Source organism: Thermosynechococcus sp. GLH187 (assembly GCF_031583395.1).
Taxonomy (GTDB): domain Bacteria; phylum Cyanobacteriota; class Cyanobacteriia; order Thermosynechococcales; family Thermosynechococcaceae; genus Thermosynechococcus.
This window is the reverse complement of sequence record NZ_CP134175.1, coordinates 1,979,196-2,001,412: the sequence shown is the minus strand read 5'-3', so window position 1 is coordinate 2,001,412 and position 22,217 is coordinate 1,979,196. Positions and strand designations below refer to the sequence as shown.

The following is a 22,217-nucleotide window of genomic DNA, read 5'->3' as shown; positions in this document are numbered from 1 at the left end:
CTTAAAAGGGGTACTGGGGTTCCGCTTCTTGCCAAATGCGGATCAATTCCCTCGCCTCTGGGTAGAGGGGATGCGTGGGGGGGATGAGTTCGGCGGTGGCGATCGCCTGCTGGTTGTCCCGCCCCACCCAATAGCGCGCCTGCTCCAAGATATTATTGCCCCACTGCACAATCAACTGGTTGGCGGTGGCATAGACACTGGAGTTGGGGGAGATTTCTTGGGCAATGGCAATGGCAGCAGCAAAGTCGCGATCGCGCCCCCCTCGAGCACGGCGCTGGGCTTCATTCAGGCGAGCCATCTCCGGATCAAGCTGCCAGCTCACTGCTTCCGTTGCCACGGGGGGAAAGAGTTCTTTGAGGCGATTTTGAGCCGTTTCATAGAGGGCACGCTGGGGACGAATTCGCTCAAGGAGTTGGCGGGCTTGCAGCAGGGCTTCAGGGGTGCCTTGGCGGGCAAGGGCGTTGGCCTGATCGATCAGGGGTTGATCCTCAGCAATCTCGATTTGACGTTGCCACAGCCGTCGCTGATCGCGGATTTGGTCTTGGCGGTAGGGACTCGCGTCCGCCAAAGGAATGTTGAGGCGGTTGAGGGCAAGGTAGAGGTGATCCAGCGTGCCGCCACGGGCAATGGCTTGCGCTTCTGCGAGGGTTCGCAGTACCTGCAAATCTGTTTGCCAGCGCCGAATGGCCTGCTGGGCTTCAAAGTAGAGGGGGCGTTCTGCCGTAATCGTCCGCGCTTGGGCAATGGCTCGATCAATGTCCTGTCCCATCCCCGCTTGAGCAAATTCTTCCGCTGCGGCTAGCTTGGCTACATCCTCAGCGCTGCGGGCACTCCTGACATCACGGGGAATTAAACCAGCAATGCGCCTTGCCTCTTGGGGGTCATAGCGATTCAGAGCCGCCACTGCTGATGCAAGTAACTGTTCACCCAACTCATTGAGCAATCGCCGCGCACCGGGATAAATATCACTGGTGGGGGGAATTCGCCGCACAATTGCAATGGCAGCGGCCAAGTTATCGGCTCCCCCCTGTGCCACGAGGGCACGGGCTTCATCCAACTGCCGATCTTCCCGTTGGGCACGGATAATCCGCTCATTAAAGGCGCCAAACTGATCCTGTGCCCAATAACGACAGGCAACAAATTGCAACTGGAGCGAGATTTGAAAAGCTTCTCGCCATTCGAGGTTTTTTAGGGCGGCTTCGGCGCGCTGGTAGATGCTCTCCCCCTCTTGCCAAATTTCCTGCCAGCGTTGAATGCGTTCTTCCACCTTGGTATAGGCTTGGACATCCCGAGGAATCCACCGCGCAAAGGCGATCGCCCGATGTAATTGCCCCTCATGAAAGGCTACCTCTGCCAAGGCCAAAACCTGATCTGACCACGCTTCTAGGCGGCGATTAATCTCAGGGGCAAGGGGATGATCGCGAGGCAAGTCATCAATGAGATCAATGGCATGGAGCAAATCTTCAAGGGTGTGTCGCTCCGCCGCTTGTTGGGCGCAGTAGAGGCGAAAGGAGGCCGATGCCAAAGGCCAAAGGACAAAATCACAATTGCCGGGAGTCGTCGGTTGCCGCAGCAGCAGCCACAGGGATAGCCCGGAAATCCCGACGGAGGTGAGGAGGGAGAGGCTGGCCACCACTTGCCAGTGTTGCAACCAAGGTAAGCAGGCATACCACTGCTTTTGGACAAGGGGGACTAGACGATTGAGTTGGCGCGATCGCCCACCAAAGCGTTTTAAGATCGCGATCACTGCGGTTGATTTAGTTTGATCCTGCACCGTCTCCCACTCCCCAACACTCCCTATTGGCATCCCTAACTGTGAGCACAATGCCCAGTGACAGCCCTTTTCTTAGGCGTTAAGGAACTGAAATGTTCCCGACACTCACTTGCGCAGTGTTGCCTGGGTTCCATCCTTGGGAAAAGGGCTGTACCTAGGGAATGGCCGAGCCTTTCAAAATTATCCTAATCAATTTAGAGCGAGAGCTAGACCCAAGACAAACTCAACAAACTAACTGTTCGCCGTTTCACTGGGGGTTGTCGCTTCGCTCGGGGCAGGCGATTGGGAGGCCAGATTGCCTCGGTTAAGGGCTTCTTGCAACTTGGCTTCATCCTCTTTTGACAGGGAGGTGCGCAGGACTTTACCGCCAAAGGGAGCAATTTCCTCAAGGACTTTGTCGGGTGTGGCTTGACGCACCAACGTAAAGATGGCCGAGCTGCCGGGGGCAATGGTTTGTCCCAATTCCTTGATGAAATTATCGTCAATGCCAATATCGGTAAATTTGCCGGAAATCGCCCCGGCCACAAGACCCGCAGCCCAGCCCAAGAGGGGATTGAAGAACAATAGACCAATGAGCAGCCCCCAAAAGCCACCGCCAAGGGCCCCCTGGAGGGTCAAATCCTGAGTCTGGTTGATTTTAACCTTGCCATCTTTGGTGCGCACGACAACAGCCGCGTCCTCAAGGTCAATGAGATGCTCACGCTGGAGTTTTAATAGCTGGATTAATACTTCGTTCGCCTTGTACTCATCATCAAACGCAATGACCACTAAGGTACTCATAACTTTAGGTCTCCCTACGAATGTGGGCCATAGAACCGCTCCTACCCTAGCATTGTCATTAGCAGGTTGGGATTGCGGTATTGTAGCTAAGGGACGAAGCAAGGTCTTTGACAGCCCTTTTCACGGTAAGATAGCGAGACCATGAGCACGCCACAAACCTACACTGTGACCATTCACGTGCGTCCCCTCAAGCCGGGGGATCCACCCACGCGGACGTACACAATTACTGTTCCGAGCGATCGCTATATCCTGCAATACGCTGAGAGCCAAGGCCTTGAGTTGCCCTTTTCCTGTCGTAACGGTGCCTGTACTACCTGTGCCGTGCGCATTCTCTCTGGCCATGTCTATCAACCTGAAGCCATGGGACTCTCCCCCGCCCTGCAAGCCCAAGGCTATGCCCTCTTGTGTGTCAGCTATGCCCGCTCTGACCTTGAGGTAGAAACCCAAGATGAAGATGAGGTCTATGAGCTGCAATTTGGCCGCTACTTTGGCAAGGGACGGGTACAGCTGGGGCTGCCCCTCGATGAGGACTAGTGATCCATGACAGCTGTGAGTTGCCCACTGCCGGCGAGTGAGCGACAGCGCTATTTAGAAATTGCCACGGAGGCAGCCTTGGCGGGGGGCGCTGTCCTGCAGCACTATTGGGGCAAACTGAGTGAGATTGAGGAAAAGGGGCGCTCTGGTGACCTCGTCACGGTGGCCGATCGCCAGTCAGAAGCAGCGGTACTGGATGTCATTCATCGCCATTGTCCAGACCATGCGGTGCTCGCGGAGGAATCGGGTCTTTCGGGACTGAAGGATAATCCATTTCTGTGGGCGATTGATCCTCTGGATGGCACCACCAACTATGCCCATCAATACCCCTTTAGTGCGGTATCGGTGGCTCTCTTAGTAGAGGGAGAACCCCACATTGGTGTCGTCTATGATCCCTTTCATCGCGAACTGTTTCGGGCTGCTACAGGCCTCGGTGCCACCCGCGATCGCCAGCCCATTCAGGTTTCCACCACCGCAGAACTGAGTCATAGCCTTTTGGTCACGGGCTTTGCCTACGATCGCCGTGAAACCGAAGACAACAACTATGCGGAATTTTGCTATCTCACCCATCTCAGCCAAGGGGTACGGCGGGGCGGAGCGGCAGCCATTGACTTGGCCTACATTGCCTGTGGTCGCCTTGATGGTTATTGGGAACGGGGTCTCTCCCCTTGGGACTTGGCCGCTGGTGTAGTCCTTGTTCGTGAAGCTGGGGGCGTCGTCACTGCCTACGATCAATCCCCTTTTCAACTGACATCAGGGCGGATTTTAGCGACGAATGGGTATCTCCACACTGCCCTGAGTGAGGCACTCCTGCGGGTAAAACCCTTGGGCTTTTCGTTTCTGCCAGAGGGAGGTTAGGCCTCTAGGCGTATCGCTTCAGCTAAACACGTCCGTACCTGTAGGGGTTGATAGAAATTCGTTTGTTGGAGATCCACCTTAGACTGGGCAGCGAGGAATAGCAGCGCCCAAAAGACCCCCACAGGATCGGGTTTGCGCTGCAGTAGCACTTGGAAGTCTAGCCATGTCCCTTCGGGAGCCATTTCTCCGAGGAGACTTTCTACTTCATTAGCTATCTCCGTCAGGTTTTCTTGGTGCGCCAGTTGGGTAATTGCCTTGAGGGTTGTGGGACAGCGACGCCGCCGCGGTTGATGCGGCCGCAGCACCTTTGCACGGTCGTTCTGAACTGCCATGGTTTTCAGGTGGGCAATCAATTCCTCAAGGGTGACGCGGCGCCGTTGTTGGGGGGGAGCCACGGGGCGACGATGCAAATGCTGCTCTAGGGCATGGGGCAAGACCACAAAGGACTGGTTTTCACTGATCTCTGGCGGTTCTGGGAATTCTGTTTCCTCGGGCATCGGTTCAGCAACTGCAACTAGGCGATCGCTCTTCAGGAGCACCAGCATCGCTGCATACAAAAAGGCCTGCCCTGATTCACTGAGATTGGGTTCCCCCCGCCGTGTCAACTCCGCCAAACAGCGATCGAAGACCTCAATCACTTGAATATCCCAAGGGTCAATTTCCCCCCGCTCAGCCAAGTCAATCAAAATGTCAATCGCGGTATCGGCAAAGGATTGGCTCATGGTTGGCTGCCCACTCGTTGTTGTCTATCTTAGGAGGCTTGGCAGCCCCTATCCAGAAAAAGGCTCAGCAATGGGAATCGTAAAGTGAAACTCACTACCGCGATCGCGCCCCGCCGACTCCGCCCAAATTTGCCCCCCCAAATTGGTAATGATCTGGCGACAGATCGCGAGACCCAAGCCCGTCCCACCCGCAGAGCGCCGCAGTGCTCCCTCCTCCTGATAAAAGCGATCAAAAATCGTTTCCAAGCGATCCGGCTCAATACCGCGCCCCGTATCGGCAACCGTCACTTCCAATAGACCATCGGGACGAGGCTTGGCAGCAATGGAAACCTGACCCGACTGTTCCGTAAACTTGCAGGCATTATCGAGTAGCTTCGAGAGCACCTCCACTAGCCATTCGCCATCTGCTCGGATCAAGGGCAATTCCTTGGGCAAGACTGTGCGAATGGTCGGTAGTTGATCCTTGGGGGTGCGCAGACTACTGAGGGCTAGGTCCACCAGTTCTTGGAGGGGGAGGGGTTCCGGTCGCCACTGCACCCGGCCACTTTCCAACTGCGAGAGGGTGAGGAAGTCCTGAATCAGTTTCCGCATGCGCTCGGCATCAGCGAGAGCCGTACTCAACATCACCTGCCGCAGTTCTGGATCCATATCGGGTTCACTCGCTAGACTTTCGAGGCAGACTTGAATAGTCGAAAGGGGCGTGCGCAGTTCATGACCCGTAATTGCAATGAGATTACTGCGGGTGCGATCTAAGGCCTCCAGTTGCGCGTTGAGTTCCTCCAGATCTGCGTAGGCCTCCGCCTGAATCAGGGCAACCCCCACTTGGGTGGCGATCGCCTCCACTAATTCTGCGTCCATATCGTGCCACGGCAGCGGTTCGCCTCGGTGGAGTTCAACAATGCCCAACAGCCGCCCTTGATAGAGAACAGGTGCCAGTAGGAGGGCTTTGACGCCGGCGGCCTCGAGGGGTTTGAAACGGGTCGCCTCGTAGTGGGGATCGGCGGCTACGTCATCCACCTGAATCACCTGCTGATGCGCCAGTGCCTGCTGGGTGTAGGGGTGTTCACTCACGGGCCAATACTGGTACTGCAATGGCAGTAGGGCACCGCTGGTGTACTCGTGCTCAATGCGCACGCGAGTATCGGTACTGCGGCAACGGTAAATGAGACAGCGATCGCCCTTGAGGGCTTCCCCTAGTTCTGCCACCGCACGAGTGAGAATTTCTGTGGGATTAAGGGAGTTGCGAATCGCCGTGGTAATTGCATTGGTGAGGCGTTCCTTGCGCTCTTGAATGGCAATTTGGCGGTAGGCCTTGATTTGCTTGTACTGGCCAGCTTGGAGATAGGTCACTAGGCGATCGGCAAAGGGGGCAGGATCACTATTGCACCCCGCCACTTGGCGATAGGTCTCAACCCATGCCAGACCTTCCTTGAGTTTCTCCTTCAGTTCAGGGCGGTACTCCCGAATACGGTTGAGGAGGATTTCAGCGGTTGTCGCTGCCACCTGCCGATCAAAGGTCCAAATGCCCTCAAAACGACGCGCCGCATCCATCGGCGGCAACACATCCAAGCGCTGGGCAGGCGATCGCTGGACTTCGCGGCAGACCAAGCAAGTGCTGTAATTTTTGCCCAAGACGGTCAAATGCCATTCTTGACTGAGGGCATCGGCGGGATCAAAGGCAACCGTTTCATAGTCTCCCGAGCAGTTCTTAAACTCGGTTTCCGGGGCAGCCAAAACGTAAACGTGGTGGGACTTGGTGGCAATACGGCGGTAGCGATGGGCTTCTTGGCGATAAAAGCGTTCCCGCTGAAAGCAGGCAATAATAATCGGCGCATCCTCATTGGCCAAAACCTGATCCTCCATTGCATGGGAAAGCGCCGTCAGCGATGTCTTGAAGTACAGTTGCGATCGCAAGCGAGGCAACCGCGCCAACAACTCCTCAAGAACAGATGTGGCAATGATCCTGCTGGCCATGGAAGGGTGTGAATAAGAAGATGCCCTACGGTACCATTATCGGCAAATCCGCACCAGCGAACCTATTGAAATTCAGTTCGAGCGGCTGTACCTAAGTCAACCAACGGCTGAATTGCTGGAACCTTCAATCTTAAACTTTTGTTAAGAATTTTATTGATCGGCAGGGCTTATGTGTAGTTTTCTATACTATATTTAAGCAAACCTCAAAAGATCAGCTCCTCTAGCACCGGGGATCAACAAAATCCTCATCATTGCAATGGTTGCTTACAGTGTTCCCAAAAGCGCTCCGTGGAAACACCCATGGCAAAGCAAGAGGGGTGTAGTAAGTTGGGTTTCAGAGAATAAGGTGAAAAAGCTGTGACTGCCCGTATTTCTGCTGTCCCTAGTGCTGGTCATCGTCGGTATGATCCTGAGGCGATCGCCCGCTACTACTGGCGACATCCTTGGCGAGTTATCTGGCGGTTCCTGAACATTGCGGTCTCTTTCCTAACATTTTGGCTGTTATTGCAGTGGGACAAGTGGTTAGGGCAACAGGAAAGTCAGCGTCCCCTGCGGGCAATGCAACTGCGCAAACTCCTAATCCGTTTAGGCCCAACCTTCATTAAAGTCGGTCAAGCCCTCTCCACTCGCCCCGATTTGATTTGTCCCGACTACCTCGAAGAACTGACGCTCCTTCAGGACAAATTGCCCCCCTTTGCCAATGAGATTGCTATTGCCATTATTGAGCGAGATCTGCGCTTAAACCTAGGGGATATTTTTGCCGAATTCTCACCCCAACCGGTGGCCGCCGCCAGTCTCGGCCAAGTCTATCGAGCCAAACTCCACAGTGGTGAAGAAGTGGCCGTCAAGGTGCAGCGTCCCAACCTTTTGCCCGTGATTACCCGCGATCTCTTCTTGATTCGCCTTTTGGTGCAGTGGGTCAAGCCTTGGCTACCGATTAACCTCTGCCATGATTTGCGAGACATTGTCGATGAATTTGGCCGCAAGCTCTACGAGGAAATTGACTACCTCAATGAAGGGCGCAATGCCGAGAAATTTGCTGCCAACTTCCACGATGATCCCACGGTCAAGGTACCGAAAATCTATTGGGAATACACCACGGAGCACGTGCTTACGCTGGAGTGGATCCATGGCATTAAACTCACCCGTACGGATTGTATGGTGGCGGCGGGCGTCAATCCCGATGAGCTGATCCGTGTTGGCGTGATTTCTGGTTTGCGGCAACTCTTGGAATTTGGCTTTTTCCATGCGGATCCGCATCCGGGGAATCTGTTCGCCATGCCCGATGGCCGTATGGCCTACATTGACTTCGGCATGATGGATCAACTGGAGGAGAGCACTAAAGAATCCTTGGTGGATGCCGTCGTTCATTTGGTGAACAAGGACTATCAAGCCTTGGCGACGGACTTTGTCAAACTGGGCTTTTTGACCCCGGAAACGGATATTACGCCGATTATCCCTGCCCTTGAGTCGGTCTTTGAAGAGGTGATTGGCTCCAGTGTGCGGGAATTCAACTTCAAAGTGATCACCGATCGCTTCTCCGAGTTGATGTATGCCTACCCCTTCCGGGTTCCCGCTAAGTTTGCCCTGATCATTCGCTCTCTAGTCACCCAAGAGGGCATTGCCCTGTGTCTCAACCCTAACTTCCGCATTGTTGATGTCAGCTATCCCTATGTGGCACGGCGTCTGCTGCAAGGAGAATCGCCCCAACTGCGGCGACGGTTATTGGATGTCCTCTTCAAGGATGGTCGTCTTCAGTGGCAACGCCTGGAAAACCTAATTGCGATCGCCCGGCAGGATCAGCACTTTAACCTCGCGCCAACCGCCACCTTGGGCTTGCAGTATCTCTTTTCTGAGGAGGGGCAGTACCTGCGGCGGCAAATTGTGCTAGCGTTAACCGAAGATGACCGTCTCCACACCGAAGAGGTGCAACGCCTTTGGAATTTGGTCAAGTCTGATCTGCGTCCGCTCTTCTTGATTGATGTGGCATGGGAAGCCCTCAAGGCCTCTGTCTCCCACACGCTCGGTAAAGAAGAAGACAGCAATTCCTTGGTGGTGGCCAGCTAAGGGTTGGCAGCGGTTATCAACGTTCCTGAGTGTCCAAGAAGGATTAGGTATCCCGTGTTTGATCCACCCATTGTCTTGCTACTGGCGGGTATTTTTATGGGGTTGACCAGTGGTAAAGCATTTGAAGCCACCCTCAAGCAGAGTGTCCAAGAATGGAACCGCAGTCGTTCCACCCGTGTTCTGAGTCAATTGCGCGGCCCCCAACTTCAGTTGCCCTACTTGGGGATTTCCATTGGTATCTGGCTCTTCCTGATGGCGGGATTGTGGACCTATGGCTTTGGTGCAGGGCTGAGTATGGTCATTGCCTTTGTGCTGACGATCGCCACCGCCCTTTTGGTGTGGTATCAACTGGGGAAAGTGCTGACCATTTTAAGTACGGGTGGCTCCCGTGCCCTTGATCTCGATGCCCTTGAGGCCAAGGAATAGTTTTTTATAACTCCTAAAGGAGGCGTTGTGGATTTACTGACCCAAGTGGATGAACTGATTGCCAACGCCCCCGATGACCCTGCGACTGTGGCGGCGGTACAGGCGATCGCCCCCATTCTCTACGAGGAAGCCCAGCGCTACGGGCAAACGGTTTACTACGTCCTGCAAACTCCCGATGGTCAGTGGCAGGTGATTACCCTTGAGGAACAGCAGCCCCCCCACCAGCAAAAAAATGTGATCCACGCCTACGGTAGTGAAGCCATGGCTCAAGAGGCCTGTGATGAACAAGTGATCCCAGTGCCCATGCCAATTATTCCCCTTTTGTTTCAACTGTTGGCGGCAGAGCCAGTGGATAGCCTGATGATCCTTGAGGCGGATGGCGAACGAGGCTGGGAAGTGGGGCGAGAATGGTTACTAGCTCAAGTGCGCGCAATCCTCAGTGCCCCCCCGGATATGGCCTAGGACGGAAGCTGCTCACCACGAATCGCCAAGTCTAGCAGTTGCATCGGGTGGTAAATGGGCACGGAGCTACTCTGCTCTTGGAGATACTGCCGAAATTGCACGGTGCAGCCCACATTGGCTGAGACAATGACATCAGGGCGCGTATTCAGCAGGTTGCGTACCTTTTGGCGTCCCAATTCCGCTGCGACATCGGGTTGAAGAATGTTGTAAACCCCGGCACTGCCACAGCACAGGGCTGCATCGAGGGGTTCGCGCAGTTGCACTTGGGGAATTTGTCGCAGCAGTTGCCGCGGTTCAAGGCGAATTTTTTGGCCGTGGATCATGTGGCAGGCATCTTGATACACCAAGGCCAAGGGGCGATCGCCCAAGGGGTGGAGCGGTGTCACCAAGCCCTGTTTGACCAAAAAGACCTGCACATCCTCCACCTTTTGCACAAAGTCACGGGCGCGATCGCGGTACTCTGGATCGGCAGCCAAAAGGCGATGATATTCCTTGAGGGTGTGGCCACAACCCGAGGCATTGATTAAAACCGCATCCACATGAGCGGCAGTAAAACAATTAATCATCTGGCGAGCAAGGGTTTGCGCCTGATCCTCTTCCCCTTGATGATGGGGCAGGGCACCACAGCATCCCTGTTGCGGCGGCAGCACCACCTCAAAGCCATTGGCACTTAAGACGGAGATCGTGGCTTCATTCACTTCCGGCAAAAAGAGCCGTTGGACACAGCCCAGAATCACCCCCACGCGGCCACGCTGTTTCCCTTGGGCAGGCACCACTTCAGGCCAGCGATCGCGAAATGTTTTGGCTGAAAGGGGCGGTAGCATTTGATACATGGCCGCAAGGGACTTGGGCAAGAGCCGTTTCAGGAGTCCCAGCCGCTTTTCGAGATTGGCCAAGCCGAGTTTTTGGTAGAGCCAGAGCGGCCACAGGAGGGCACGCAGCCGTTGGGGATAGGGCAGCGTTTGGAAAATCAACTGCCGCAACCAGCGATCGCCCACGGGCCGCTGATAATGGCGCTGCACTTGAACCCGCGTGGCAGCAATCAACTTATCGTACTCAACCCCCGATGGACAGGTGGTGACGCAGGCCAAGCAACCCAAACAGGAGTCAAAGTGCTGTACGACATCCGCCAGTTGCACCTGTTCCTCATGAATGGCATCCATGAGATAGATACGACCCCGCGGAGAGTCCATTTCCGTCCCCAGTACCCGATAGCTAGGACAGGTGGATAGGCAAAACCCGCAGTGGACACAGGCATCAATCAGGTGTGGATCAGGAGGCGACTGCGCATCAAAGCCAGCCACAGGATCAGTTGCAGTCATTCGTAAGTATTGAAACTTGTCTAGAGATTGCCGACAAAAACGCCAGTGCCAAAGACACCCGTTGCATCCAATTGTTGCTTAAGATTCCGCATCAATTCAAGGGCGTTGCCGCGATAGTCCCAAGGATCGAGTTGCTGCTTGAGGTTCAGGGGGGCGGCTAAGACGGTGACATAGCCCCGTGGTAGCCCTTGGCGCAGCCTGAGAATGAGTTGACGGAGATGCTCCTCCTGTCCGTGGAGATAGGCGTAACCGACCCCTGCACTCATTTCGCCTCGGCACTCGCAGGCCAATTCCCTTGCCAACTGCTGAAGCTGGGTGAGAGCGGGCAACATTTCGCTTAGAGGCACACCGATTTTGAGAGTCACTTGATCGGGGGTGGGGTTGAGGGTAATGCCTAGAGGGGCTTGGGGTTCCAGTTGCAGATTATGGGTCTGGGCAATCTGACTCAGGCGATCGCCCAACGTACCCGCAGCAATCACTTCCCGCAGGGTATGGAATTCCAATTCCAACAGCAGCGTCCCCCGTGGTTCAAGGCGCAACACACACCGCGCGGGCGCAAGGGAACTCGTCAAAATCACCTCAAGTCCCTTGGCCAAAGCAGAGACTTCCCCCCGCAACTGCCAGATTTGTACCGCATCCGGCAGAGGATACACCCGCAGCGTCACCTCTGTCAGAATCCCCAGTGTGCCATAGCTGCCGATCAGGAGTTTCATCAGGTCGTAGCCGGCAACATTTTTGACCACCCGCCCTCCCGCTTTGACGATTTGGCCATCACTGCGAATGAACTTCACCCCCAACAATTGATCGCGCCATGACCCATACCGCTGCCGTAGTGTGCCATTGCTTTGGGTGGCCAAGCAGCCGCCAAGGGTGGCCGTTTCTCGAAAGAGGGGATCTGCGGCAATCCACTGTCCTGCGGGTGCTAGGTGGTGCTGGAGCTGCTGAAAGGGAATACCCACTTGGGTGGTGACGGTCATATCGGCAGCCGCATGATCAATGAGCTTCTGCCACGCCGTTGTCCGCAGAAAAATATCTGCCTTGGGGGTGTTCCCGAGCCAATTGAGTTTGGTGCCTGCTCCAATGGGCAACACTCGCCAGCCTTGGCGCCGGGCACAGGCAATCACTTCTGCCCCCGCTTCTGGGGTGGGGGGAGTCAGCAGCAGGGCTCGCTCAGGAAGGTAGGGGCGCAGGTGGGGGGCGCGATCGCCCAATTCAGCCACAGAATGGACGGCGGCATCCCCCAACAGTGCGCTCAGTGTGCGTTTCATGGATTACGGGTGGGCAGTTCAAAAACAAACCCTTCGTAGTATAAAAGTTGACCGTCCTCACTTTTGACCGGGCGGGCGCATTCGCAAATGGTGGTGATTGTTTGGTCAGCACGATACACCTTGGAAACCAAGTTGCGCACAAAGCCACGAGTTTCAATTTGTTGTTGGAATTTTTCCCAAGCGCTGTCATCCACGTAGGGACGATGATTATGGTGTTCTATATCCGCTAGCCAGTCTTCAGCATCGGCATAGCCATAGATGCGTGCCAAGGCATTGTTGACTTTGAAGTAAACCCCCTCGGGCGAACTTTGGTAAATCCCGACCACGGCTTCCTCAAACATCTGCCGATACTGTTCTTGCGCTGCTTGCAGTGAGGCAACCAAGTCGCGCCGCTCCTCAACAATTTCCTGCAACTGCTGGTTTTGCTTTTGCAAGAGGGCATTTTTTTGCCGCAGCTTCCGCTGTAGGAGAGCGATCGTCAACTGATTTTTTACCCGTGCCAGCACCTCCGCCTGCTGAAAGGGTTTGGTGATGTAGTCGGCGCCGCCAATCTCAAAGGCCTTGACCTTGTCAAAGACATCATCGAGGGCACTAATGAAAATGATGGGGATATGCTTGGTCTTGGGATTCTCCTTCAGGGTTTGACAGACCTCGTAGCCATTCATATCAGGCATCATGATGTCCAAGAGAATGACATCCGGGGGTTCGGCCTCAATCCCCATGAGCGCCATTTGGCCACTAATGGCACCGCGCACATCGTAGCCTTCCAGTTGCAGCAGCGTTGTGAGAACTTCAACATTTTCGGGGGTATCATCGACAATTAAAATGCGACCAGCCCCTGAATCAAAGAGGTCGGTGGTCATGCACGGGTCTCCCAATGGCGATCGTTTGTCAGCGCCCTGACACTCCCCATCCTATCAAAGTTTTTTCTGAGCGCCGGCGATCGCCGGCCACTTCCCAATTGGCAAGATCTCCAATACTTTATTTTTCTATAGTGATGATGGTGGCACACAGCGGTAAAGATAATCAAGGATAATCAATGACAACAAATTGGGAAAATTTTCGCAAAAACCTTGGGGAATGGCATGGCTCCTTTACGGCGGTCAGCCCTACGGGAGACGTGGGAGCGTCAGTGCCCTCGATTTTGATCCTTGCCGATACTGCTGACGGTCAACGGGTGCGCTTTGAACTGCGACGCTTTGGTAATGGCCTTGACCAGCCCCCTACGAGTGAAACGGTGCAGGAGTATGCCACCATTGGCCGCCAAAATGTCTTTTTTCCGACGGGGGCTTTTTCTAAGGGATCGTTGCAGGTGGCGCCCTTTGCCGAGTTTGGTGCGGAGTATGGCTTTGTCATGGGCGATCGCCGACTGCGGTTTGTCCAACTCTTTGACAAAAATCAGCACCTCCAATCCATGACTCTGATTCGCGAGTTTCGTGCCCACAGTAACGCCGTTGAACGTCCTCCCTTAACCGTGGATCAACTCCTAGGGGAATGGCGCGGTACCGCCTACACCGTCTATGCCGACTGGCGATCGCCCACGGAAACCCCGACCCAGCTGAGCCTTTGGCGCGAGGGCGATCGGCTCTACCAGCGGCTGCAAACCCCCGACCACGAGGTGAAAACAACGGCCACAATTGCTGGGTCGCGCCTACTCTTTACGGATACGGATCAACCCAAGCAGCTTTTGTTGCTCCCCGACGGTACCTCTAGCCTAACCCCCTTGCAGGTGTCCTTTCGTCACCCCTTTTTTGTGGAGGTGGGCTGGTTGTGGGCAGAAGGACAGCGGCAGCGCCTCATTCGCACCTATGGCGATCGCGGCGAATGGGTCAGTGCGACACTCGTTGTCGAAGAACGGATAAGCTAAGCATCCCCAGCAAGAGGGGTAGCAACCAATCCCCATAGCGAGTGTAGAGGGTCTGGGTTTGCCGCCGCAAAATCGTTGCCGCATGAATCACAAACTCATCAGCATTGGAGAGCCAAACAGTTTCCCCCGTAGGCGCAATCACCGCAGAAAGGCCCGTATTCGTGGAGCGCACGAGCCAGCGATCGCCCTCGACGGCACGCAACACATCATGGCCATGGTGCTGGGTCATCAGTTGGCGACGGTAGGGATCATTGTTGGCAACACTGAGGATAAACTGCCCCCCATGAACCAGTTGCCAGCGGCTGCGGTGGGAAAAGGCAGATTCAAAGCAAATCAGGACAACGGCCTTGCCCCAAGGGGTGGTAAAGACCTGATCAGGGTTCCCCGGCAGGAGGCGCGATCGCAACGTGGATAACCGCTGTACTACCCCCGCCAGCCAATCGGGAATATATTCCCCCAAAAGAACAAGGTTGACTTTGTTGTAGCGACTGTAAATCTCCCCCTGCCCATCGAGGGTCAGGAGCACCTGATGATGCCCCCCTAGCGTCTCCATGAATGTCCCTAACCACAGGGGAACCCCTGCCTCGCGAACAGCGCTGGTGATGGGATTGACTTGGTGTGGTTGCCACAAAATCGGCAGTGCCCCTTCCGGAGTCAAGACGGCATCAACCCCTAGAGCCACCAGTTGGCGATAGCCACGGGGATAGTCCTGCCAAGCGCGGCGGATACCCTCTGGCGTGAGCTTTTCCCGTGTCGGGATATTGCCTTGGATCAAACCCACCCGTAGGGGTTCCCCTTGATCCGCCATGACCCTAGCGCCTAAAACAGCATTGAGGGCGATCGCCCCCAAAAGAGTAACAACGAGCCATCGCTTTGCCCATGTGTGCCGCCGCAGACTGAGGGTGACCAAGCCATTCAGTGTCATCACGACTGCCGTAATCGTGGTGGGTCCCGCCAGACGACCCAGTTGAAGGAGTCCCGTTGGACTTTGGGTCAGGGATAAACTAATCCACCACAGGGGCGAATAGCTCCAGAGGGCTTCAAGGGCACACCAAAGGGTGACACCCCACAGAAGTTGCCAAGGGGCGGATCGCCGTACCCCATAGCGTGCCATCAAAAAGGCCCAACTCCCACTCAGGACTGCCCCCCAACCACTCAGGAAAAGCCAAATCCCCCGCGAGATCAACCAACTGGACACTGGCGCAATGCCAATCCACGTCAGGGGATGCAAATCCCACACCCAGACTAAGCTACTGCCGTAGAACCCTAGTCCCCAACACAGGCCGGCGATCGCTGCCCACAGTGGCGATAAAACCTGACACTGCCACCACAGGGGCACAATTCCTATGAAGGCCAAGAACCACCCGCTTACTGGCGGTAGCGCCAACTGCGTTCCCCAGCCCGCGATGCCTAAACCAACACACAGCAGCCACCTAGGCAATACTTTGGCGTTTGCGTTGCTCTTTGGGGGAAGGAGCCACATGCCAGTGTCCTGCTTTAATCAGTTCCCGTTCCAGTAAAGCAAAAAAGCGTTGGCGATCGCTGCCGCGCACAACGGCTAAATTGTGGGCTTCTGCTAATGCCACGGGGTAACCCCGCCCTTTTTCAATTTGTGCTGCCGTCAACGCAACTGCCTGTTGCCACAGGTCTGCATCCCGCGCCACCCATTGAGGAACTTCCAAACGCACCACTTCCGAGCCACTGTGGAGATAGGCAACGTAGATCTGATGTTCACCGTAATGTTCCAGAATGCGACTGCGGCTCCGCCAGAGGGGACTATACTGTTGCGGTGCCAAGTGTGCTTGCCAGAGGAGCACATCCCGCAGGGGATCAAAGACTTGACAAGGGGGGCGATCGCGAGTCGCCTCGAGGCCAGTCTGACTTGTCTGACCACAGTGGAGGGCACAGTTGGGTTCAGGGTAAGGGCAAACCCCCAAGCGCAGAAAATTCACCGTTTCATGACTGCGGGAGGCGCTGACATAGCCCACCAAGGGAATTCGCTTCGCGCGCAATTCATCCCAAGCAGCTAAAATGGGCGTCAACAATTCCTCACGCACCATTGGCGGCAGTGATTCCCACGCCCAGAAAATCAGTGAACCATCCACGAGTGCTAGGCGGGGGGCTTTCTTGTTTTGCGTTTGAATGAGTTCAACAAGGGCAAGAATTTCCGCTTGAGTGCGGCGGTAGCGTAACCAGTCTTCTATGGTGAGTCCCCAGCCCCGCGATCGCCCCAATTCATCGGGGTCATAAACCAACTGCGGCACACTATCTAAATGGGGGCGTTGCCCTTGACCGTAGGCGATCGCCACCCGTCCCACATTAATCAAATAGCAATAGGCAATTTCGTGGTGACTGGGGGCAATTTGCGAGCCATCGGTGGCAAAAATTATGTGTGACCTTGGGGCAGGGGGGACAGCGTGCTTCACCGTCAGGGATTCAATGGGTTCAGCAGCATTAAAGGGAAAGGACTCGCCCCACGCTTGGATGGCTTGGCGATAGTGCTCTAAATTTTCTGCCATCGCTGTCAACACTTCGAGGGCATGGGCTTGTTTTTGTTGGCTAGCGATCGCCCCTTGGCGGATCACTTGACCCACCGTTCCCATTTGAGCAGCCACTTTGACGAAGTCCAACACTGTTTTCGTATCTGGAGATACAGCTGTCCTGAAGACCTGCTCCAATACTAAATCTAAACAACATCTCAATAATTGCTCATGGGTACTGAGTTACAGGTGAGCACACTGCTAATCGTTGGAGTCCGTCCCTATGCCGAAGACCCTGTTCAAAGTGGATTTGACTAAGCCCATGGATCAGCAAGAACTGCCGGGGCATAATCGCTGGCATCCAGAGATCCCCGCAGTGGTTTCAGTCAATCCCGGTGATGAAAGATGCCCCTTTATGAGTTTCGCTGCTCTACGTGTGGCATTTTTGAGGAATGGCGATCGCTCGCCCAATCTAGTGAACCCGCCTTTTGTCCAGAGTGTCAGCAGCTTGGCCGACGTATTTTTCCGTACCAGCGGTAAATCTCTCTTCTTCCTTACCCCGACCCTCGCGGGGGAGTGACCCAGAACTGGTGCAGCGATCGCCCCAAGAACCCAAGCCTCCCCGCTTTCTGCAGCACTCCTGTGGTCGCCCGTGGATGCTCAACCACTAATTAACCGCTCACACAGGATGAGGTGAGCATTTTTGCCGCTTTTTCAGCCTTGGCTAAACTGACATCCGAACATCTAGCTTCTCTTAAAAGAGCTGTACTGGCCACGCTGAATTCGTGTGAAGAGATCCCTCTGAAAAGAGCTGTATTAAGATTTATTACAATTAGGAGTTTCGCGTAACTTCAGCTATTGTGAGAGGTACTGTCAAGAGTAACGGATGTATGTCCTTGAAAAAACGGCAGCCCTTTTCTGAAATATGTCATAACATATTGTGCCTAAACACAATAAGCACAAAAATGTGTGACCCGTCCTACAGCGGCGTTGGCTGCTGCAAGGATGTTCGATCCCTGTGAAAGGGGCTGTACCCAATTGATGTCCCATTGTTGTTGAAAGTTGATGATTTTCTACTCGTAGGGGCAATCATGAGAATTGGTGAATTACTACTGAAGGCGGGGTTAATTACACGAGGCCAACTCCAAGTCGCCTTAATGGAAAAAAGCATTTATACCAACTTGCGCTTTGGTGAAATTGTTGCCCTCCATGGTTGGTTGCCCCAAAAAACCATTGACTTTTTTGTAGAAGAGTGGCCAAAACTGATCCAAGACAAGGCAAAACGGCCGATTGGTTTTTACCTGAAAAAGGCAGGCTTATTGACGGAAGAGCAAATAAAACAAATTCTCAAGGAGCAGTGGCAGGTGAACTATCGCTTCGGTGCCTTGGCTGTCCTCAATGGCTGGGTAAAACAGGAAACAGTAAACTTCTTCCTAGAATACGTCAACCCCAATGCCCTCAAAGAAAGGACGCGCATCGAGAAGGCTACCCTATCGGATATCAAGCGCCCAACTCCCCAAAGTCGCAAGCCTTCAAAACAATCCCTTGCCTCCCTGAAGAAGGTGGCCGATCCAGAGGACTTGGCGGAGATCGATCTCGATCTTGATTTTGATCTTAATGAGATTGAATGGCTAAGTTAGGCCAAGTGCAGCCATTGCTTGACGCCCTAGGCTGAAATAAAAAACTCGCACCAGAGATAACTCCCATGCGAGTGCCGTTACGAATCAGTCTTGAGAGAGGACAATCACACCCCTGTGCTAGCTCATCGTGGCATGACTGCGATCGTAGCTTGTCCAGACATGGGGCTTAATTTTGCCCTGAATTTGGTTCCAATAGTGACCTGCGGCCGCAGGTAATCCCATTTGGGCAATCATTCGCGTGAGGAGGGATTGTTCGCGGTTTTTGATCACTTGGTGGTGATGGGTGAGAATGACCCGCGAAAGTTGATTGAGATCAAGCGCTGGCATATTCACTTCCTTGGCTGTGTTGGCAGCAGTGGTTGCTGTCGTATTCACAGCTTCCGTTTGACCCGTACGGTAGACCACACCGCGATAGATTAAATCCCGCACAGGTTGAGCCGGAGGATTCACTGCTCGAGTGCAGTGGTAGTTCCAACCCCGATATTTGGCTACAACATCGGTTGCTTCAGTACGGACTGCCGGAGGAACGTAGTCGTATTGAACGCCGCGATAGGTGAGTGTAGTTGTCATCATCATCGCCCCAAATGATGTACTGGCTAGTTGTTGTCAGCTGAGGCGCGTTCCTTCGGGACAATTGCCCTACTTCCGTCTTCGCTATTCACCTAAGTTTTTTGGTGGTTGATAGCAAAGATGAACGATTTATTTCTGTATCTAATTTAACAGTTTTGCCACTATGAGTGCAAGTGGTTACAAAAATTTACACTAGAAACCTTCTCTTTTGTGCCAGAGGTGCCCTGATCAGGGGAGAACTAACCTAAATCACCTAAATCTGAGCGGCGTTGGTGAGAATAATGTGGCGATCGCGATCGTAGGTGAGCCACTGCTCCTTTTTGAGTTTGCCCAACAGACGTGTGATGGTCACTCGACTTGTGCCAATCGCCGTTGCCAGTTGCTGGTGGGTGAGGCGAACACTATAGCGAGTGCCGAGGGGATGGGGTTGACCAATTTCTTGCTTCAAAAGCAAGAGTAAATGGCGTAATCGCTCCTCAATCCGGCGATGGCTGGTAATTCCTAAAAGACCTTCCGCTTGCCGTAGGCGACGAGCCAGACCCCGCACAAGGCTTTGGGTCAAGTTGGGTGAGGATTCTACCTCCACCAGTGTAAAGAGCATCAACTCTGCCTTGGAAAGTGCCTTGGCTTGGTAGGCCGTTAAACTGGTCAAGGGTAAACCAAAAGCAGTACCGGGTGTGGCCAGTCCCACCACCACTTCTTCACCATCGGGGTGCAAAAGGTTTAACAGCACGACGCCCCGGCTCACTAGCCAAATGCGCTCTGGCTCCATCCAGATGCTGTCCCCCATGCCAAACGTGTGTAGTCGAGAGGGGCAACGCCAGCGTCCATCCACAGGGGGAGTGATTGCAGCGGTGGAGACGTTTGCCATGGCAGTAGAACCTCAAGCAAAGGAACCAGCCCTTAGGTGTGTGCCTGAGAGATGGGTGGTTTTTCCAACATTCCCAGTGCCTGTGTTCTGGGTAACGTTAGCAACAACCGCCTATTAGATTAAGGGGTAAATGTAAAAATCAGATGATGGCTCCTTGATCATTTGGTTAAGGCTTGCCGCCCAGCACAGAGATGGCCTCCAATAAACCGCGAGCTTTGTTCAAGGTTTCTTCGTATTCCCGCTGCGGATCGGAATCCGCAACAATACCAGCACCGGCTTGGACGTGAATGAGGTGTTGGTGGTCGCTTAGCAGTTGCACCACCATCGTGCGAATAGCGATCGCGGTATTGAGTTGACCTTCAAAGTCATAGTAACCATAGGCACCAGAGTAGGGGCCACGGCGGCAGCCCTCCAATTCATAGATGATTTCCATGGCTCGAATTTTGGGGGCACCACTGACGGTTCCAGCCGGAAAACAAGCTTGGAGCAGATCCCATGCCGTTTTATCGGGCAATAGTTCGCCGACAACATTACTCACAATATGCATGACGTGCGAGTAGCGTTCAATCACCATAAACTCCTCGACGGTGACACTCCCCTGACGACACACGCGCCCCAAATCATTGCGCCCCAAATCAACGAGCATGACGTGTTCGGCCACTTCTTTGGTATCGGCAAGGAGTTCTGCGGCGAGCTGCTGATCTTCGGCGTAGGTGTGACCCCGCTTGCGGGTACCGGCAATGGGTCGGACAGTGGCAAGGAGAGACCCACGTTTTTCAGGATGGTGTTCGGCTTTGACCATGACTTCTGGGCTAGAGCCAATGATCTGCCACGTGCCAAATTGAAAGTAGGCCATGTAGGGGGAAGGGTTAATCAGGCGCAAGGAGCGATAGAGGGCAAAAGGATCACCGCTGTAGGTGGCACTGAGGCGTTGGGAGAGAACGACTTGGAAAATATCGCCCGCACGGATGTAGTCCTTGGCCCGCGCCACATTGGTACAGAAGGCTTCGGGAGTGATGTTGCTGGTATAACTAGGGGTCTGGCGACTGGGTTGCCAGTGCAGCTGGGTGGCCGCAGCGGGAATCGGAGTTCGCAGTTGACTCAAAAGCCGCTCTAGGCGATCGCTGGCATGGGTATAGGCCGTTTTCAAGTCCGTCTCACGGGTATCAGCATAGACCACTGCCCAAATTTTCCGCTTCACCTGATCAAAAATCAGGATTTGATCCACCTGCATCCACACGCCATCCGGCAAATCCTTTTCAGTGGCAGGATGAATCGGAACCCGCGGCTCAATCCACTGAATCAGTTCATAGCCCCAAAAACCAAAAAGACCGCCAATGCCCCCCGGCAGTTGGGGTAGCTTCACGGGTTGATAGGGGGCAAGGCAATTGGCCAAAATTGTGAAGGGATTGCCCGTAAATGTGGTGAGTGAGCCATCGCGATGGGTTTGGGTGGTTTGGTTGCCCCGCGTTTCTAGTACCCAGAGCGGATCACAACTGAGGAGGCTGTAGCGAGCCAATTGTTCACCCCCCTCGACGGACTCGAGCAAAAAGTTGTAGGGGCGATCGCGACAGACCCGATACCAAGCCGATACGGGCGTGTCCATATCCGCCACCCACTCCTGATAGATGGGGATGAAGTTACCCTGCTCAGCAAGCTGACAAAAGGTCTGAAAATCGGGGTACATGGTCGCGTCTGTGAAAACCTTTCTATTTTCTCCCTAAAGGGGGGCAACAGCAATCTCAACGCCAAGGGTGAGGTGCTTTTGGGGTGGCACGTGCAGGAGATCTACCCCCGTATTCAAGGCATTGCGGGGGGCAGTCCAAGGTTCTAGACAGTAGTAGGGTTTGCCCTGAACCGTCCAAAAAACAAGGGTTGTAAACGCTGTATCATAGCGCAGCGTCAGGCAGTACTGTTGTTGCAGATCACAGACGCGAGCCACTTGACCCGTGAGGGGACGACAGGCCAAATCCAGTTCTGCCGCATGCCAGTCAAACGTGCCGCTAAAGGTGAGGGGTTGTTGCGTTTTCTGATCCACCATGGCATGGATTGGCAGGTCAAACTGCAATTGCTGCTTGTCAGCAACGGCAAAGTAGGGATGCAAGCCAAAGCTAAAGGGCAAGGGGGTGTCACCGGGGTTAGCCACCTCAAAGGCGATCGCCAAGGCATCAGCAGCAAGGGTGTAGGTTAAGGTCAGATGAAAGGCAAAGGGATAGACTTGGCGCGTGGCTGGCGTATCCTGCAATCCCAGCGTCAAGAGATGTTCCTGCTGATCTAACACCTGCCATGGCAAATCCCGTGCAAAGCCATGCTGCTTGAGGTGATAGGTTTGGCCATTGTGGTGAAATGTATCCTCGGGCAAATTGCCACAAATGGGAAAGAGAATGGGAATACCGCCACGCACGCTTAACTGCGGGTTGGCAAAGCGCTCCCGATCCAAGTACAGCAGCTCATGACCTTGCCACTGCCAGCGGCTAATCAGGCCACCGCGCTCTGGAATTACTTCAACGCGAGTACGTTCGGCGTGGAGAGTATAGGGCATTACCATAGCTGGACAGTACGCCTGCTTTTTAGGATACACTCGCGACTACGCTAGAATAGC

Annotated in this window: 21 protein-coding genes, 1 pseudogene and 1 riboswitch; of the genes and pseudogenes, 9 read left to right on the top strand and 13 right to left on the bottom strand. The window is 54.3% G+C overall.

Going from position 1 to position 22,217, the window contains the following annotated elements:
- Nucleotide 1: 1 nt before the first annotated feature.
- A complete protein-coding gene (locus tag RHI63_RS09850) occupies nt 2-1,774 on the bottom strand; it encodes a hypothetical protein (protein ID WP_206200011.1) in 1,773 nt (590 codons plus the stop codon).
- Nucleotides 1,775-2,005: 231 nt separating this feature from the next.
- Nucleotides 2,006-2,554: a DUF1269 domain-containing protein gene (locus RHI63_RS09845; RefSeq protein WP_206200010.1), complete on the bottom strand. Its 549-nt coding sequence runs from the start codon at nt 2,552-2,554 to the stop codon at nt 2,006-2,008.
- A 141-nt stretch (nt 2,555-2,695) separates the two neighbouring features.
- Between RHI63_RS09845 and RHI63_RS09840 the strand changes: the two genes are divergently transcribed.
- Together RHI63_RS09840 and RHI63_RS09835 are read left to right on the top strand one after the other, a co-directional pair.
- Nucleotides 2,696-3,088: a 2Fe-2S iron-sulfur cluster binding domain-containing protein gene (locus tag RHI63_RS09840; RefSeq protein ID WP_225901556.1), complete on the top strand. Its 393-nt coding sequence runs from the start codon at nt 2,696-2,698 to the stop codon at nt 3,086-3,088.
- Nucleotides 3,089-3,094: 6 nt separating this feature from the next.
- On the top strand, nt 3,095-3,946 hold the full coding sequence (locus tag RHI63_RS09835) for an inositol monophosphatase family protein (RefSeq protein ID WP_206200009.1): 852 nt from the start codon (nt 3,095-3,097) through the stop codon (nt 3,944-3,946).
- Here RHI63_RS09835 and RHI63_RS09830 read toward each other — a convergent pair.
- Nucleotides 3,943-4,668: a segregation/condensation protein A gene (locus RHI63_RS09830; protein ID WP_310742979.1), complete on the bottom strand. Its 726-nt coding sequence runs from the start codon at nt 4,666-4,668 to the stop codon at nt 3,943-3,945. The genes RHI63_RS09835 and RHI63_RS09830 overlap by 4 nt on opposite strands.
- 48 nt (nt 4,669-4,716) lie before the next feature.
- A complete protein-coding gene (locus RHI63_RS09825; RefSeq protein ID WP_206200007.1) occupies nt 4,717-6,642 on the bottom strand; it encodes a DICT sensory domain-containing protein in 1,926 nt (641 codons plus the stop codon).
- A 357-nt stretch (nt 6,643-6,999) separates the two neighbouring features.
- Between RHI63_RS09825 and RHI63_RS09820 the strand changes: the two genes are divergently transcribed.
- From RHI63_RS09820 to RHI63_RS09810, 3 genes are read left to right on the top strand one after another with little or no spacing between them, the layout of a single operon-like run.
- On the top strand, nt 7,000-8,709 hold the full coding sequence (locus tag RHI63_RS09820) for an AarF/ABC1/UbiB kinase family protein (RefSeq protein ID WP_206200006.1): 1,710 nt from the start codon (nt 7,000-7,002) through the stop codon (nt 8,707-8,709).
- 54 nt (nt 8,710-8,763) lie between these two features.
- Complete coding sequence (locus RHI63_RS09815) at nt 8,764-9,135, top strand: hypothetical protein (RefSeq protein WP_149818994.1); 372 nt, start codon at nt 8,764-8,766, stop codon at nt 9,133-9,135.
- A gap of 27 nt (nt 9,136-9,162) precedes the next feature.
- Nucleotides 9,163-9,597 carry a hypothetical protein gene (locus RHI63_RS09810; protein ID WP_206200005.1) on the top strand — a complete coding sequence of 145 codons (435 nt, stop codon included), beginning with the start codon at nt 9,163-9,165 and terminating at the stop codon, nt 9,595-9,597.
- Here RHI63_RS09810 and RHI63_RS09805 read toward each other — a convergent pair.
- Genes RHI63_RS09805 through RHI63_RS09795 form a run of 3 tightly spaced genes read right to left on the bottom strand, consistent with a single transcriptional unit; the run spans nt 9,594 to nt 13,050 of the window.
- The gene (locus tag RHI63_RS09805) at nt 9,594-10,919 is read right to left on the bottom strand and encodes a heterodisulfide reductase-related iron-sulfur binding cluster (RefSeq protein WP_310821536.1); all 1,326 of its coding nucleotides are present in this window, start codon (nt 10,917-10,919) and stop codon (nt 9,594-9,596) included. The two genes, RHI63_RS09810 and RHI63_RS09805, sit on opposite strands and share 4 nt — an antisense overlap.
- Nucleotides 10,920-10,939: 20 nt before the next feature.
- Nucleotides 10,940-12,187 (bottom strand): FAD-binding oxidoreductase, encoded by a 1,248-nt coding sequence (locus RHI63_RS09800; RefSeq protein ID WP_302678182.1) that lies wholly within the window; start codon nt 12,185-12,187, stop codon nt 10,940-10,942.
- A complete protein-coding gene (locus RHI63_RS09795) occupies nt 12,184-13,050 on the bottom strand; it encodes a response regulator (protein ID WP_310821535.1) in 867 nt (288 codons plus the stop codon). The genes RHI63_RS09800 and RHI63_RS09795 overlap by 4 nt, the downstream gene beginning before the upstream one ends.
- A gap of 176 nt (nt 13,051-13,226) precedes the next feature.
- On the opposite strand from RHI63_RS09795, the gene RHI63_RS09790 reads away from it, so the two are divergent.
- A complete protein-coding gene (locus RHI63_RS09790) occupies nt 13,227-14,054 on the top strand; it encodes a DUF3598 family protein (RefSeq protein ID WP_302678180.1) in 828 nt (275 codons plus the stop codon).
- Here RHI63_RS09790 and lnt read toward each other — a convergent pair.
- On the bottom strand, nt 14,017-15,537 hold the full coding sequence (gene lnt / locus RHI63_RS09785; RefSeq protein WP_310821534.1) for an apolipoprotein N-acyltransferase: 1,521 nt from the start codon (nt 15,535-15,537) through the stop codon (nt 14,017-14,019). The genes RHI63_RS09790 and lnt overlap by 38 nt on opposite strands.
- Nucleotides 15,488-16,687 (bottom strand): DNA double-strand break repair nuclease NurA, encoded by a 1,200-nt coding sequence (locus RHI63_RS09780; RefSeq protein WP_310821533.1) that lies wholly within the window; start codon nt 16,685-16,687, stop codon nt 15,488-15,490. Before RHI63_RS09780 ends, lnt begins: the two co-directional genes overlap by 50 nt.
- A gap of 130 nt (nt 16,688-16,817) precedes the next feature.
- On the opposite strand from RHI63_RS09780, the pseudogene RHI63_RS13110 reads away from it, so the two are divergent.
- The 3 genes and pseudogenes from RHI63_RS13110 to RHI63_RS09765 form a co-directional block, all read left to right on the top strand.
- Nucleotides 16,818-16,934 (top strand): annotated as a pseudogene (locus RHI63_RS13110) (acetamidase/formamidase family protein); the annotation flags it as partial.
- Between the two features lie 5 nt (nt 16,935-16,939).
- Nucleotides 16,940-17,074, top strand: coding sequence for an FmdB family zinc ribbon protein (locus RHI63_RS09770; RefSeq protein WP_225901716.1), 135 nt, complete (start codon nt 16,940-16,942; stop codon nt 17,072-17,074).
- Between the two features lie 551 nt (nt 17,075-17,625).
- The gene (locus tag RHI63_RS09765; protein WP_302677741.1) at nt 17,626-18,174 is read left to right on the top strand and encodes a hypothetical protein; all 549 of its coding nucleotides are present in this window, start codon (nt 17,626-17,628) and stop codon (nt 18,172-18,174) included.
- A gap of 117 nt (nt 18,175-18,291) precedes the next feature.
- On the opposite strand, the gene RHI63_RS09760 is transcribed toward RHI63_RS09765, so the two are convergent.
- From RHI63_RS09760 to RHI63_RS09745, 4 genes are all read right to left on the bottom strand, one after another.
- Nucleotides 18,292-18,750, bottom strand: coding sequence for a DUF4278 domain-containing protein (locus tag RHI63_RS09760; RefSeq protein ID WP_310821532.1), 459 nt, complete (start codon nt 18,748-18,750; stop codon nt 18,292-18,294).
- 38 nt (nt 18,751-18,788) lie between these two features.
- Nucleotides 18,789-18,873, bottom strand: a riboswitch (Glutamine riboswitch).
- Nucleotides 18,874-18,997: 124 nt separating this feature from the next.
- A complete protein-coding gene (locus RHI63_RS09755; protein ID WP_206199996.1) occupies nt 18,998-19,615 on the bottom strand; it encodes a Crp/Fnr family transcriptional regulator in 618 nt (205 codons plus the stop codon).
- 166 nt (nt 19,616-19,781) lie between these two features.
- Complete coding sequence (gene trpE / locus RHI63_RS09750; protein WP_302677743.1) at nt 19,782-21,302, bottom strand: anthranilate synthase component I; 1,521 nt, start codon at nt 21,300-21,302, stop codon at nt 19,782-19,784.
- Nucleotides 21,303-21,335: 33 nt separating this feature from the next.
- Nucleotides 21,336-22,163 (bottom strand): aldose epimerase, encoded by an 828-nt coding sequence (locus tag RHI63_RS09745; protein ID WP_302678177.1) that lies wholly within the window; start codon nt 22,161-22,163, stop codon nt 21,336-21,338.
- Between the last annotated feature and the right edge of the window lie 54 nt (nt 22,164-22,217).

Excerpts from the sequence above, each read along its gene's own strand:
- RHI63_RS09845 (WP_206200010.1), bottom strand. The coding sequence starts at position 2,554 with ATGAGTACCTTAGTGGTCATTGCGTTTGATGATGAGTACAAGGCGAAC.
- RHI63_RS09840 (WP_225901556.1), top strand. The coding sequence starts at position 2,696 with ATGAGCACGCCACAAACCTACACTGTGACCATTCACGTGCGTCCCCTC.
- RHI63_RS09835 (WP_206200009.1), top strand. The coding sequence starts at position 3,095 with ATGACAGCTGTGAGTTGCCCACTGCCGGCGAGTGAGCGACAGCGCTAT.
- RHI63_RS09830 (WP_310742979.1), bottom strand. The coding sequence starts at position 4,668 with ATGAGCCAATCCTTTGCCGATACCGCGATTGACATTTTGATTGACTTG.
- RHI63_RS09825 (WP_206200007.1), bottom strand. The coding sequence starts at position 6,642 with ATGGCCAGCAGGATCATTGCCACATCTGTTCTTGAGGAGTTGTTGGCG.
- RHI63_RS09805 (WP_310821536.1), bottom strand. The coding sequence starts at position 10,919 with ATGACTGCAACTGATCCTGTGGCTGGCTTTGATGCGCAGTCGCCTCCT.
- RHI63_RS09800 (WP_302678182.1), bottom strand. The coding sequence starts at position 12,187 with ATGAAACGCACACTGAGCGCACTGTTGGGGGATGCCGCCGTCCATTCT.
- RHI63_RS09795 (WP_310821535.1), bottom strand. The coding sequence starts at position 13,050 with ATGACCACCGACCTCTTTGATTCAGGGGCTGGTCGCATTTTAATTGTC.
- RHI63_RS09790 (WP_302678180.1), top strand. The coding sequence starts at position 13,227 with ATGACAACAAATTGGGAAAATTTTCGCAAAAACCTTGGGGAATGGCAT.
- lnt (WP_310821534.1), bottom strand. The coding sequence starts at position 15,537 with ATGTGGCTCCTTCCCCCAAAGAGCAACGCAAACGCCAAAGTATTGCCT.
- RHI63_RS09770 (WP_225901716.1), top strand. The coding sequence starts at position 16,940 with ATGCCCCTTTATGAGTTTCGCTGCTCTACGTGTGGCATTTTTGAGGAA.
- RHI63_RS09765 (WP_302677741.1), top strand. The coding sequence starts at position 17,626 with ATGAGAATTGGTGAATTACTACTGAAGGCGGGGTTAATTACACGAGGC.
- RHI63_RS09760 (WP_310821532.1), bottom strand. The coding sequence starts at position 18,750 with ATGATGATGACAACTACACTCACCTATCGCGGCGTTCAATACGACTAC.
- RHI63_RS09755 (WP_206199996.1), bottom strand. The coding sequence starts at position 19,615 with ATGGCAAACGTCTCCACCGCTGCAATCACTCCCCCTGTGGATGGACGC.
- trpE (WP_302677743.1), bottom strand. The coding sequence starts at position 21,302 with ATGTACCCCGATTTTCAGACCTTTTGTCAGCTTGCTGAGCAGGGTAAC.
- RHI63_RS09745 (WP_302678177.1), bottom strand. The coding sequence starts at position 22,163 with ATGGTAATGCCCTATACTCTCCACGCCGAACGTACTCGCGTTGAAGTA.